Below are 13,030 nucleotides of genomic sequence, written 5' to 3' on the forward strand. Positions count from 1 at the left end.
GAATCTAATCTAATAATTCCTCAGCTAGTACTCGCCACTCTTTTACCTTACCGCGAAAATGACGCCATTGTTTATCGGTCATAGATTGAGAAATATCTAATGTCAGTTGATCGACCAGCACAAAGTTAGAATCAATATTTTTAGAAAGCTGCTCACTGTAATAGCTCTCTGGCTCGAACAACAGGCGCATAAATATATCCTGATAAGTGACAGCATTGGACTTGTTGTCGAACAGATATTCGAGCTCTTGATATATCGTTGCTCGATAACCTCTCCATAAAGGACTGTTAAGAGTGACTTGTTGAGAAAACGTTTGAGCTAATTGGCGCTGACTTTCTGATAGACTTCCCAACCACTCTTCCATCCATTCTTCTGTGTTATCTAGAATAATTTCACGTATTTCATCTTCCGTTTTATCCGCATATTTTGCGTTTCGCTCTTGATAATGCTCTTGTACATTACTCAGAAATTCCCGTTCTTGATCTTTCGTTAACTGTAAACTCAAAGCAAAAAGGTCTGGTGCCGCTTTGCTTACCACTCTATCGTAATGCGCTCGCATTCTATCTCGATTTTCCTGCAAATAATTTAGGGTGATATCGTTCGCTTTTAATCCCTCAAGCTCTTTTAAATGATCGATATATAACGGTAATTCTTCTTTCTTATGCCATTCTGCTAACAATAATAAGCGTTCTTCGACCAAGACTTCTTGTTCACCTTGCAGAGAAACATAATCCTCTATGTAATCGATAACGAACCAATCGATATTGCTGTATAGAAACTTCTTCGTACATCCGGCAAGAAGAAATACGAAACAAAATAGAAGGCCATAGCGAAGCACCTTATTAGATACACCCTGTAATTTAGTCACTTATTCGTATTCCCTTTTCTATTGATTAAGTTCTATACTCAACTTGTATCACTTAATATTGCGGCAAACTTACACCAGTGTGACAAATATTGATTGCCACCTTAATAATATATAGAGTTTGAAATTAACTTTTTGATCACAGCTATCCGCAAAAAAGTGAGTTAGAGCGCAATTATCGGCTAAAAAATGCACCGAACGACGCTCCCTATAACGGCATATAATTTGCATGGATGTTTTTTGGATGGTTTATGGAGGCGAAGTATGGCAGCCGCTGAGCAACTTGATACCAGTGTAGAATATGAGATTCGATATTTTGAACAGGGGAAAATGCACTGCATGAGAGTCATTGCTGAAAGCAAAAAAGTGGCTTATCAGTACTATTTAGAGTGCGGTAAGCACAACAGTGACTTGTACTCTATTCGCCCAGACAAATAAAAAAACCGCCTTAAAGGCGGTTTTTTTTATTATTAAAATCACGCTAAACGATTGATTCCATTGGTGGTTTGGGATTGTTCTTCAACTGTATTATTTGATGTCGCCAAAGCGCTCAAGATAAAGAACGGTTGCCGCAGTACGAGAAGGAACTTGAAGCTTTTTAAGTAAACTCTTCATATGCACTTTAACCGTTGATTCAGAAATAAAAAGACGATCGGCAATCTGCTTGTTGCGGAAACCTCTTGCCACCTCTCTTAAGATCTGCGTTTCGCGATCCGTCAGCGTATCAAAAACGTCCTCTTGTCCTGAACGCTCACTCAAATACTTAGAAACTTCTTGGCTGTAAGCTTTGTCGCCTTGATGCGCTTGTTTTAGCAACTCAACCAGCTCATCAGGCTCAGTATCTTTCAATAAATAGCCATCTGCGCCACTTCGAACTATTGCTTCTATGTCAGCAGGACTATCCGATACGGTTAAGATAACAATTCGAGCTTCACAACCATCAGCACGTAGCGCTTGTAAGGTATCGAGGCCTGACATGCCTTTCATATTGAGATCAAGAAGTACAAGATCCAGTTCCAGCTCATGCGCTTTCGCTACCGCATCTGCGCCATTACTTGCTTCTGCAACGACTTCAAACTCAGGCTCAAAGCTTAAAAGTTGGTGAATACCTCGTCGCATGAGTGGATGGTCATCCACCAGCATTACTTTACACACTGTCACTGTTTACTTCCTTACTATGTTGGAATTCTAGTTTTACGGTACAGCCTTTGTTGATCGATGCTTCAATGTGAAGATCGGCATGCAGCCTAGCGGCTCGCTCTTGCATGATACTCATACCGTAATGATTTAATTTTTCGTCTTGATGTTCAAAGCCTATTCCATCATCGGTAACGGTTACTGTGACTTTTCCATCATTATCAAGACATTGAATGTGAATATTATCTGCTTGCGCATGCTTGATGGCATTAATTGCCGCTTCTCTAATCAACTGTAGTAAATGAACCTGCTGGTGTGCATCCAGTTCAGTTGAAGAAAGTCTATTTTTTAACGTAATGTCAGCGGCGGTTTGTTCGTTGAGCGTTTCGACCATATCTTGCAATGCTTGGCCAAAACTGCCCTCTTTAATCGTAAGACGAAACGTCGTCAGTAATTCGCGTAGTTGGGTATAAGCAGCAGATAAGCCCGTATCCAACTCGGCAATGACTTGATTCGCCTGAGCTATCGCTTTTTCATCAGGCAAATTCTTTACGCTTCTCTTTAATAAAGCGACCTGAATTTTTAAATAAGAGAGTGCTTGAGCTAATGAATCATGCAGTTCCCGAGCAATGGTGGCTCGCTCTTCCATCAGTAGGATTTGTTCTGCTTGGCGTTGGGCTCGATTGTAATACACGGCACGCGATAAAATCTGCACAAAGTTGTCAATCAGTGCCTCATTCGGACAAGGTAGCCCTGCCTTCCAATACAAATAGCCTAAGTGTTCACCGTCCAACGTTAGAGCCTTACTGTGGCAATCTTCATCACAGTCGTGGCAGCACTCTTCCCCTTCCATCAATATCCAACTCGGTTCTCCCAATTGCTCTATTTCAAGTTTGACCGCTTTAATGCCTTCAAGACTTGCAATATGTTGTAATATGGCTTGGAAGTTATCCTGATTAATACGCGAAGCCGTTAACTCTTTCGACGAGTCATACAATACTTCTAAAGACTGATTCGCATGCTGTAATTTACGCGTTTTTTCATCAACCGCTTGTTCTAGCCCTCGGTATAACTTACCAAGGTCCGTCGCCATCCGATTAAAGGTTCGAGTCAGGATCCCCATTTCATTATCGCTGGATACATCAAGCGATATATTAAATGAGCGATTCTTAATTTGCTCGCTAGCAAAAACTAAAGCACGCAAAGGCCGTACAACTTCGAGGCGCACAAAATGGACAACAAACATACTGACACAAAGGATACCGCCTAACCCTAACCCGCCAATCCAAGCTAAGTTAATCAGCTTTTGCTCCGAAAAGCTTTGCAGCTTAAATACAAACTCATCGATCTGCTTTACAAAACCAGCCACTAGGAGTTGGTACTCCGCCGGGTTGTCTCCTCTCAACACCGACTTGAGCTCATGCCATCTCATAATAAGACGGTAGTAATCATGAGTAATGTCTTCTGGCACTGACCAATGCTGGAGTGCTTTCATGGAAGGTGAGTATATCGAATGTTCAAATGCGTCAATATGTGAAGAATAGTCAACAGATTTAACCTGAATATCATTCGCCAGACGGTAGCTTTGCATTCGCATCGAGCCAGCAACATTGACGGCTTCTGCATCATTCAAGCTTGACGCTAACGTAAAAATTGCAAAACCAGTCGTAGCAACTGAAAGCAGCAAAATAAGAAGCATCGCGGACGCAATCGTGCGCGTCACTGACTTTTTCACATTTTTAAACAATCTGAGTTCCTCGCCCATTAACAACCCTATTTGTACGTGCAATGAACCCATTACCTTTCAACTTTATCAATATGTGATCACCTGCGACGGAATTTATTGATCCAAAACAATATTGCATCCCATTTACCTCCTAAGAGGTATTTATACAAATATGTCAAAAACTACAATTTCGTTAGTTTAAATGACAGTTTATTAATGAAAATTGTGGACTATGCTTAGTTTGGGTTCCAAGTTTCGAGGTGACTAAGTGGTAGACCTTTCCAGAAGAAGACTCTTTGCAAGAAAAGCGCACCCCGACAACGCCGTACGTTTGCCTTGGTTAACCAAGCCAGAACAGTTTACGGACGATTGCACTCGCTGCGGTAAATGCATTGAGGCCTGCGAAACAAAGATTATAACTAAAAGTGATGGCGGATTCCCTTCGGTCGATTTTTCTATTGATGAATGCACATTTTGTTATCAGTGTGCAGACGCCTGTCCTGAGCCCCTTTTCTTGCCAAAAACAGAGCAACCTTGGCAAGCGAAAGCAAGCATCAACGATAGCTGCTTAGCAAAACAAAATGTCGAATGCCGAAGCTGTGGGGATATGTGCGACCCGATGGCAATTCAGTTCAAATTAGAGCTGGGGAAAGTAGCACAACCCAATTTAGACCTTGATGAGTGTAACGGCTGCGGCGCCTGTGTTTCAGTGTGCCCGACTTCATCCATCAATGTGAGCAATATAACAGCCTAAGCCGTATGTCGTCGGCCAAAAGGCAATAAATGAGAGAGCTATATGTCACTAAATGAAGTGCATATTTCAAGTTTGGTAGTACACGTACTGCCAGAACATCTGGACGAAATCAAACAACAGATCGAAGCACATGAAAATGCGGAAATCTATGGTGATAGTCCAGAAGGCAAGATTATCGTCGTGCTTGAAACCGAGAACCAAGGTTTTATCACAGACACTATCGATGCCATTAACAATTTACCGAATGTCTTGAGCACGGTATTGGTTTATCACCAAATCGAAACTGGGCTTGAAGAAACGGATGAAGAAGACACTGGAACACAACATTCCCAAATCGAGGGTGAAGTATGAAAATGACAAGACGTGCGTTTGTGAAAGCAAACGCGGCTGCATCAGCTGCTGCTGTCGCAGGTGTGACACTACCAGCATCTGCAGCCAACCTGATTGCAAGCTCTGATCAAACCAAAATCACATGGGACAAAGCACCTTGTCGTTTCTGTGGTACAGGCTGTTCTGTTCTTGTTGGTACTCAAAATGGCAAAGTGGTAGCAACACAGGGTGACCCAGAAGCACCAGTAAACAAAGGCCTAAACTGTATTAAAGGCTACTTCCTTTCTAAGATCATGTACGGTCAAGACCGCCTGACTCAGCCGATGCTGAGAATGAAAGATGGCAAATTCCACAAAGACGGTGAATTTACACCTATCTCTTGGGATGACGCTTTCGACATCATGGCTGAGAAATGGAAAGCTTCCCTCGAGAAAAAAGGTCCAACAAGCGTAGGTATGTTTGGCTCAGGCCAATGGACAGTAATGGAAGGCTACGCTGCGTCAAAGCTAATGAAAGCGGGCTTCCGTTCAAACAACATTGATCCAAACGCTCGTCACTGTATGGCTTCTGCTGTAGTTGGCTTTATGCGCGCATTCGGTATCGATGAGCCGATGGGTTGTTACGATGACTTTGAGAACGCAGACGCATTCGTTCTATGGGGCTCGAACATGGCAGAGATGCACCCTGTTCTATGGACTCGTATTACTGACCGTCGCCTAAGTCACCCTCACGTTAAAGTGAACGTACTTTCTACTTACTACCACCGTTCATTTGAGTTGGCAGATCACGGCTACATTTTTAATCCACAATCTGACCTAGCGATTGCTAACTTCATCGCGAACTACATCATCGAAAACGATGCGGTAAACTGGGACTTCGTGAACAAGCACACGAACTTCACTCAAGCAGATACCGACATCGGTTACGGCCTACGTGACGATGACCCGCTACAAAAAGCAGCGAAGAATCCTAACTCAGGCAAGCTAACGTCTATCTCTTTCGAAGAGTACAAAAAGTCTGTTGCACCTTACACCGCTGAGAAAGCCTCTGAAATCTCTGGTGTTGAAAAAGAGAAGCTTATCGAGCTTGCGAAGCAATACGCCAATCCAAATACGAAAGTAATGTCACTTTGGACAATGGGTATGAACCAACATACTCGTGGCGTGTGGATGAATAACTTGGTTTACAACATCCACCTACTAACCGGTAAGATCTCGACTCCGGGTAACAGCCCATTCTCACTAACGGGTCAACCATCTGCGTGTGGTACGGCTCGTGAGGTTGGTACGTTTGCTCACCGCCTACCAGCGGACATGGTGGTTGCTAACCCTAAACACCGTAAGATTGCAGAAGACATCTGGAAACTGCCAGAAGGTACGATTCCACCAAAACCTGGCTTCCACGCCGTATTGCAAGACCGCATGTTGAACGATGGTGTCCTGAACTGTTACTGGGTTCAATGTAACAACAACATGCAAGCAGGTCCAAACATCAACACAGAACGTCTTCCAGGTTACCGCAACCCAGAAAACTTCATCGTTGTGTCTGACCCATACCCGACGGCAACAGCGCAAGCAGCAGACCTTATTCTTCCAACTGCAATGTGGATTGAGAAAGAAGGTGCTTACGGTAACGCAGAGCGTCGTACTCAAGCTTGGTACCAACAAGTGGGCACGGTCGGTCAGGCAAAATCTGACCTATGGCAGCTAATGGAGTTCTCGAAACGCTTCAAAATGGAAGAAGTGTGGCCTGAAGAGCTACTAGCGAAAGCGCCTCAGTACCGTGGTAAAACCATGTACGACGTACTATACCGCAATGGTAATGTCGACAAGTTCCCTATCGAAGAAGCACGCGAACTGAATGACGATGCCCACCACTTCGGTTTCTATGTTCAAAAAGGTCTGTTTGAGGAATACGCAACATTTGGCCGTGGTCACGGGCATGATTTAGCACCATACGACCGTTACCATGAAGTGCGTGGTCTACGTTGGCCAGTTGTTGATGGTAAGGAAACACAGTGGCGCTTTAAAGAAGGTTCTGACCCATACGCAAAAGAAGGTTCTGGTTGGGATTTCTACGGCAATGCTGACGGCAAAGCGAAGATTATCTCTGCACCATATGAAGCGCCACCAGAAGTGCCAAACGATGAGTTTGATATGTGGCTATGTACTGGTCGTGTTCTTGAACATTGGCACACAGGCACCATGACTCGTCGTGTACCTGAGCTATACAAAGCAGTACCAGACGCAGTGTGTTACATGCACCCTGAAGACGCAAAAGCGCGTAACGTTCGTCGTGGTGAAGAAGTACTCATGGCAAACAAACGCGGCGAAGTACGCGTTCGTGTTGAAACTCGCGGTCGTAACCGTCCGCCAAAAGGTTTGGTATTCGTACCGTTCTTTGATGCACGTATTTTGATTAACAAGCTCATCCTAGATGCGACTGACCCACTGTCTAAACAGACAGACTTTAAGAAGTGTCCAGTCAAAATCACTAAGATTGCTTAACCTTCAGATACCGAATGCTACGGCCGTCACTATGGCGGCCTAATAAAGAATTTAAGCCATAAAGGCGGAGATGAAATGATGAAAAAATTACTTGTCGCACTTTTATCTGTAGGTGCTTTAGTGACAGGCATTGCGCAAGCTGAGTTAGATAATCCAGGTGGCATTGGTGGTCTAGAGTCTCTACGTGGAATGTCTCAATTGGAAGACACACGCCCAGCAGATGAGTTCAAAGACTTCCCTAAAGATCAGATTGTTGAAGATAGCTTTGTTTATCAACCACCGTTGATCCCACACAGCATCCGTCACTACGAAGTGTCGTTAAATGCTAATAAGTGTCTTGCGTGCCACAGCTGGAAAAATGCAAAAGAGTCAGGCGCGACTAAAATTAGCGTAACGCACTATGTAAACCGAGAAGATGCTGTATTGGCGGATATGTCTCCTCGTCGTTACTTCTGTTTGCAATGCCACGTGCCACAAACTAATGCTAAGCCACTAGTTGAAAACAAGTTCGAGGCAGTTGATTCGCTTCAGTAATTGAAACGCGAGTACGAAGAGGTTATTTATGAAAATACTTAAAGCGTTTTGGAAAAGACTGAAGAACCCAAGTAAAGCTGCCGCTGGTGTGGTTTTGTTCTTAGGTTTTGCTGGCGGTCTTTTGTTTTGGGGCGCATTCAACACAGGTATGGAAGCAACCAACACAGAAGAGTTCTGTTCTGGCTGTCACGCACCAATCGTTGCTGAAATTCAAGAAACAATTCACTACTCTAACCGTTCTGGTGTTCGTGCCATCTGCTCAGACTGTCACGTTCCTCATGAATGGACAGATAAGATCGTTCGTAAAGTACAAGCATCCAAAGAGCTATTCGCTCACTATGTTCTGCGTACTATCGATACACCAGAGAAGTTCCAAGAGCGTCGAGGACACCTTGCTGAGCGAGAGTGGGCACGAATGAAAAAGAATGACTCTCTTGAGTGTCGTAACTGTCACGAGTTTGATTATATGGATTACTCTCAACAAGGCTCACGAGCAGCGGAACAGCACTCTACTGCGCTAGCTTCTGGAGAGAAAACCTGCGTTGATTGTCACAAAGGCATCGCGCACAAACTACCGGACATGAGCGGCGTTGAAGGCTGGCACTAAGGAGACTTCCCATGAGTACTTTAGAATCTGTAATTTGGCATATCCTTGGCTATAGCGCCATGCCTGTGATTATTCTTTCCGGCTTTGTGGCAGTAGCAGCAATCTCTCTCTGGCTGCTGTCATTTGGTAAGGATAAAGAGGGGTAACGCAACGCACCTCTACCCGTCAACTTGCCTATTTGTTGACACTAAGCGCTGAGTATCTACTCGGCGCTTTTTTATTCACCGTCACTTTCGGCCACAAGATGTCCTCAACCGATACGCATATTCAATCGGTGTAATAAGGTAGCCAGTAACGACCAAAAAAAGCGACCATAAAGGTCGCTAAAATTTACTGCTATAGGGAGTTGTTTAAGATTCTTTTACTGGCAGAACCTGCTTGACGTATTGCCCTGGCGCTTCATCTATTGCTGGGTGGTCTTCCGAGCCAATAGGGAATGGTTCGACTTGCTCTTTTGGATTGAATTGAAGTAGCCATTCATTCCAATGTGTCCACCACGAGCCCTCTTTGTGCTCGGCATTATTCAACCACTCGTCAGCTGAATCATCCAAAGTATCGTTCAACCAATAACCATACTTATTTTTCGCTGGAGGGTTCACGATACCCGCAATATGACCCGACTCACCGAGAACAAACGTTTTGTTGCCACCAGTGTTCAGGGCACCACGATAAGTTCCCTGCCATAACGCAATGTGGTCTTCTTTCGTTGATACAAAATAGCTAGGAATTTTGATCTTATTTAGGTCAATCCATACCCCACCAATTTTGACGCCTTTGTCTTGCACTAGCTTATTCTCTAAATAGAGCTCACGAAGCAAGAAGTTATGGGAGGCAGCACTCACGTTGGTACTGTCACTATTCCAGTACAACAAGTCAAAATCGACTGGGCTGTTGCCCTTCAAGTAGTTGTCGACATAGTAGTTCCAGTACAAGCTGTTTTCACGCAGTAAGCTGAATGTGACGCTTAATGAACGACCGTCCATATACCCTTTTGCGTTGTTTTGCGCCTCAATTGCACTCACAATGGTGTCATTGATGTACGCGCCAACTTCGCCTGGCTGAGAAAAGTCGAGCAATGTGGTGAAGAAAGTCGCTGATTTAATACGCTTCTTCATACGTTTTGCCGCATAGTACGCAACCGTGCTCGCCAGAACCGTACCACCGATACAGTAACCAGCCGCGTTGATTTGCTCTTGGCCCGTTATATCTTCAATTGCCGCGACGGCTTTGACGACGCCTTCTGTCACATAGTCACCAAACTCTACATGCGCTTGTGCCTTGCCTGGGTTACGCCAAGACATCATAAATACGCTATGTCCCTGCTCTAGCAACCATCGAACCATTGAGTTCTTCGCTGTTAAGTCAAGGATGTAGTATTTATTAATGAAAGGCGGAACGATGAGCAGTGGCGTCGCATTCACTTTCTCTGTTAGAGGTCGATATTGAATCAACTCAAACAATTCGTTTTGAAAAACCACATCGCCCGGAGTGGTCGCAACGTCATCACCCACGCGGAATGCATTGTTATTCGTCATACGAATTTTCAAAATGTCCGCGCTGGACTCAACGTCTTCTTTTAACTGCTCTAAGCCAGCCAGAAGGTTTTGACCGTTTTGCTCAAGTGTCAGTTTCAAGAGTTCTGGATTCGTCGCGATGAAATTCGAAGGGGAAAGTGCATTGATGGCTTGACGAGAAAAGAAAAGTATTCGCTCTTTAGATTTTTCATCCAAACCTTCGAGTGACTCAATTGTATCTAAATAAGTCTTGCTGAATAACAGGTAGGATTGCTTAATGAAGCTATACATCACCTCATTTTGCCACGCTTCATTAGAAAAACGCTTGTCCCCTTTTTCTGCTTCAATGATCTGTTTTTGGTTACCCGCCAACGCGACATTCTGCCAAATTTGTAGCTGCTGTTCCCACCATTCTGCTTGCAGTTTTAAGATCGCAGCAGGCTGATTTACAGCTTGTTCGAAGAGTTTGGCAGTGTCTTCCAAGTTCACTTCTTGCATGGCCTTATTTAAAGGAGAGTTCACGACTGCCTTGTTCACTTCGAAATCATGCCACCACTGTTGATTGGTTTGTTGAAGCTGTACAAGATAGTCCGAAAAGAAGTGCTGAAACATAGTCTTACTCCTATATTCGGAAAAAACAACGCCGCCCAAATTAGGGTCTAGAGACCCTAAGGCGGCGAGAATCGGACAAATTACGCTGGAGTAACAGTCTTTAGATTTTCCGAAGTCATTTTCTCAACGTCTTCTTTGAACTCTTTTGCAATAGCTTGAAGCTTGTTGCTGTCGTCCATCATTTGTTGAGAAAGCTTAGTAAGAACGCTTAGTTGCTGGCTGTTGAAAGCAGTCAATGACGTTACGTCTTTGATTTCTGATGCCGCTTTCATTTGGTTCAGACCCACTTCGCTGTAAGTACGAATTGCGTTCAGTTGAAGCTCAGTCAACACTTCTACGTTTTTTGTCACTAGCTTGTTGAACTTCAAGTAAGGTTCTAGATTTTTTTCAGTTTGATCGCTAAAGGTTTTGAAGAAATCTGTGTACATGGTTTATCTCCTAGAGAAAGAATTAAAAATGTCCGTTTAAATAATTACTTAACTGCTTTTATAACCACAGCCGTCCCCATGCCGCCGCCCACACAAAGTGATGCGACACCATATTGACCATTTTGCTTATGAAGCTCGTGAACAAGCGTCACTAAGATTCGGTTGCCCGATGCACCAAGTGGGTGACCTAGCGCGATAGCACCACCATTAAAGTTCGCTTTATCTTGAATCGCGTTAACGGGAACTTGGTTGGTTTCCGCCAACTGATGAATCACGCCAAGTGCTTGCGCGGCAAATGCTTCGTTCAACTCGTAAACGTCAATGTCGTTTACCGTTAATTCCGCTTTTGCTAATGCTTTATTGACTGACTCCACTGGACCTAGACCCATGATTTTCGGATCAAGTCCCGATTGCGCATAGCTTACGATCTCAGCAATAGGCGTGAGTCCATGTGTTTTAACTGCGCTCTCAGACGCGACGATAATTGCACTCGCACCATCGTTAATACCTGATGCATTCCCCGCAGTCACAGTGCCTTCACGGTCAAAAGCAGGGCGCAGCTTGCTTAACGCTTCCATGGTCGCATTAGCCTTTGGGTATTCGTCGGTATCAAATAGCACCGTTTCACGGCGTTGCTTTACTTCTACGGGCACAATTTCGTCTTTGAATTTGCCCGCTTCGATTGCCGCTACCGCTTTCTGTTGGCTAGACAGCGCATACTCGTCTTGCTGTTGACGGGTTAGGCCGATTTCTTTTGCAACGTTTTCTGCCGTCACACCCATGTGATATTGGTTGTAAACGTCGGTTAAACCGTCCGCTACGAGCAGGTCTTTCAGCTCTAGGTTGCCCATTTTGTTGCCATCACGAATACTACTTGGCGCGGCAAACGGTATCTGAGACATGACCTCAACACCTGCTGCAACAACAATCTCTGCATCGCCACTACGGATATGTGAAACTGCATCCATGACGGTTTTCATGCCACTGCCGCAAACCATGTTTACACCATACGCAGGAACCGCGTCCGGAATCCCAGCGAACAATGCCGCCTGACGACCGACTCCCATGCCTTGACCTGCGCCGACAACGTTGCCAACAATGACTTCGTCAATCTTGTCGGCATTCAACTTCGCCGCTTCCAATGCGCCCTTAATCGCTACTGCTGCCAAATTGCCAGCAGAGGTATTTTTCAGACTGCCACCAAAGGCGCCAATTGGAGTGCGCTTCGCTGCTACGATAAACACTTTTTCCATCATCTTATCTCCTTAGTGCATGTATAGGCCGCCGTTCACCGACAAAGTCTCACCGGTGATATAGGCTCCTGCATCGCTGACCAAGAAGCTGACTGATGCTGCAATTTCTTCTGGTGTAGCAAGGCGTTTCATTGGGATTTGATTCGTGATGGATTCCAATACTTCTGGCTTCATTTGCTCAACCATTGGTGTACCAGTGTAACCTGGCGCAATAACATTTACTGTCACACCCGAACGAGCACCTTCATACGCCAACGCTTTAGAGAAACCTATCATCCCAGCTTTCGCCGCCGAGTAGTTTGCTTGACCAAACTGCCCTTTTAGGCCATTGACTGAAGAGATGTTAATAACACGACCACCGCCTTTTTCGCACATCGCAGCGAACAGAGGTTGCGTAACGTTGAATAGACTATTGAGGTTGGTATTAATGACGTCATTCCAAGCTTGCGCAGTCATCTTTTTAAACACGCCATCACGTGTGATACCTGCGTTGTTGATAACGACATCAATGGTCCCTTCTTCCTCAAGCAATTGCGCTAACTTTGCTGCACACTCTGCAGTGTTTGTTACGTCCAACTCAAAAAGGCGAACCTGATCTTTGGTAAACCCTTTACTGTTGAACCACTCCAACGCACATTCATAGTTGCCTGTGAAATACGTAGCGATTACACGGTAACCATCATTCACTAATTGAGAGGAAATAGCAGAACCAATTCCGCCTTTTGATCCGGTGATCAAAGCGACTTTCTTCATCGAAGACTCC

General features: G+C 44.6%; 14 protein-coding genes. 7 read left to right on the top strand and 7 right to left on the bottom strand.

Annotated elements, in window-relative coordinates; translation table 11 throughout:
* Nucleotides 1-4: 4 nt before the first annotated feature.
* Complete coding sequence (locus tag ACZ5ZC_RS01105) at nucleotides 5-868, bottom strand: DUF6279 family lipoprotein (RefSeq protein WP_041853083.1); 864 nt, start codon at nucleotides 866-868, stop codon at nucleotides 5-7.
* Between the two features lie 261 nt (nucleotides 869-1,129).
* On the opposite strand from ACZ5ZC_RS01105, the gene ACZ5ZC_RS01110 reads away from it, so the two are divergent.
* Nucleotides 1,130-1,303 carry a hypothetical protein gene (locus tag ACZ5ZC_RS01110; RefSeq protein ID WP_005373524.1) on the top strand — a complete coding sequence of 58 codons (174 nt, stop codon included), beginning with the start codon at nucleotides 1,130-1,132 and terminating at the stop codon, nucleotides 1,301-1,303.
* Nucleotides 1,304-1,393: 90 nt separating this feature from the next.
* Here ACZ5ZC_RS01110 and ACZ5ZC_RS01115 read toward each other — a convergent pair whose 3' ends face one another.
* Together ACZ5ZC_RS01115 and narQ are read right to left on the bottom strand one after the other, a co-directional pair.
* On the bottom strand, nucleotides 1,394-2,026 hold the full coding sequence (locus ACZ5ZC_RS01115; protein WP_005398453.1) for a response regulator: 633 nt from the start codon (nucleotides 2,024-2,026) through the stop codon (nucleotides 1,394-1,396).
* Nucleotides 2,013-3,749: a nitrate/nitrite two-component system sensor histidine kinase NarQ gene (gene narQ / locus ACZ5ZC_RS01120; protein WP_282175099.1), complete on the bottom strand. Its 1,737-nt coding sequence runs from the start codon at nucleotides 3,747-3,749 to the stop codon at nucleotides 2,013-2,015. Before narQ ends, ACZ5ZC_RS01115 begins: the two co-directional genes overlap by 14 nt.
* A 247-nt stretch (nucleotides 3,750-3,996) precedes the next feature.
* Between narQ and napF the strand changes: the two genes are divergently transcribed.
* The 6 genes from napF (at nucleotide 3,997) to ACZ5ZC_RS01150 (ending at nucleotide 8,606) form a co-directional block, all read left to right on the top strand.
* The gene (gene napF, locus ACZ5ZC_RS01125; protein ID WP_005398455.1) at nucleotides 3,997-4,482 is read left to right on the top strand and encodes a ferredoxin-type protein NapF; all 486 of its coding nucleotides are present in this window, start codon (nucleotides 3,997-3,999) and stop codon (nucleotides 4,480-4,482) included.
* A 42-nt stretch (nucleotides 4,483-4,524) separates the two neighbouring features.
* Nucleotides 4,525-4,833 carry a chaperone NapD gene (locus ACZ5ZC_RS01130; RefSeq protein ID WP_005398456.1) on the top strand — a complete coding sequence of 103 codons (309 nt, stop codon included), beginning with the start codon at nucleotides 4,525-4,527 and terminating at the stop codon, nucleotides 4,831-4,833.
* Nucleotides 4,830-7,319 (top strand): periplasmic nitrate reductase subunit alpha, encoded by a 2,490-nt coding sequence (gene napA / locus ACZ5ZC_RS01135; RefSeq protein ID WP_006741149.1) that lies wholly within the window; start codon nucleotides 4,830-4,832, stop codon nucleotides 7,317-7,319. The genes ACZ5ZC_RS01130 and napA overlap by 4 nt, the downstream gene beginning before the upstream one ends.
* A 78-nt stretch (nucleotides 7,320-7,397) precedes the next feature.
* Nucleotides 7,398-7,853 carry a nitrate reductase cytochrome c-type subunit gene (locus ACZ5ZC_RS01140; RefSeq protein ID WP_031780699.1) on the top strand — a complete coding sequence of 152 codons (456 nt, stop codon included), beginning with the start codon at nucleotides 7,398-7,400 and terminating at the stop codon, nucleotides 7,851-7,853.
* Between the two features lie 28 nt (nucleotides 7,854-7,881).
* Complete coding sequence (locus ACZ5ZC_RS01145; protein ID WP_005398274.1) at nucleotides 7,882-8,460, top strand: NapC/NirT family cytochrome c; 579 nt, start codon at nucleotides 7,882-7,884, stop codon at nucleotides 8,458-8,460.
* An 11-nt stretch (nucleotides 8,461-8,471) separates the two neighbouring features.
* Nucleotides 8,472-8,606, top strand: coding sequence for a TIGR02808 family protein (locus tag ACZ5ZC_RS01150; protein WP_464931667.1), 135 nt, complete (start codon nucleotides 8,472-8,474; stop codon nucleotides 8,604-8,606).
* A gap of 204 nt (nucleotides 8,607-8,810) precedes the next feature.
* Here ACZ5ZC_RS01150 and phaC read toward each other — a convergent pair whose 3' ends face one another.
* From phaC to ACZ5ZC_RS01170, 4 genes are all read right to left on the bottom strand, one after another.
* Nucleotides 8,811-10,586 (bottom strand): class I poly(R)-hydroxyalkanoic acid synthase, encoded by a 1,776-nt coding sequence (phaC, locus tag ACZ5ZC_RS01155; protein ID WP_006741150.1) that lies wholly within the window; start codon nucleotides 10,584-10,586, stop codon nucleotides 8,811-8,813.
* A gap of 80 nt (nucleotides 10,587-10,666) precedes the next feature.
* A complete protein-coding gene (locus tag ACZ5ZC_RS01160) occupies nucleotides 10,667-11,014 on the bottom strand; it encodes a phasin family protein (protein ID WP_005398278.1) in 348 nt (115 codons plus the stop codon).
* Between the two features lie 44 nt (nucleotides 11,015-11,058).
* Nucleotides 11,059-12,267 (bottom strand): acetyl-CoA C-acetyltransferase, encoded by a 1,209-nt coding sequence (locus ACZ5ZC_RS01165; RefSeq protein ID WP_330943330.1) that lies wholly within the window; start codon nucleotides 12,265-12,267, stop codon nucleotides 11,059-11,061.
* Between the two features lie 12 nt (nucleotides 12,268-12,279).
* Complete coding sequence (locus ACZ5ZC_RS01170) at nucleotides 12,280-13,020, bottom strand: SDR family oxidoreductase (protein ID WP_005398281.1); 741 nt, start codon at nucleotides 13,018-13,020, stop codon at nucleotides 12,280-12,282.
* Nucleotides 13,021-13,030: the final 10 nt, after the last annotated feature.

The sequence above is a fragment of the Vibrio sp. JCM 18905 genome (assembly GCF_055393305.1).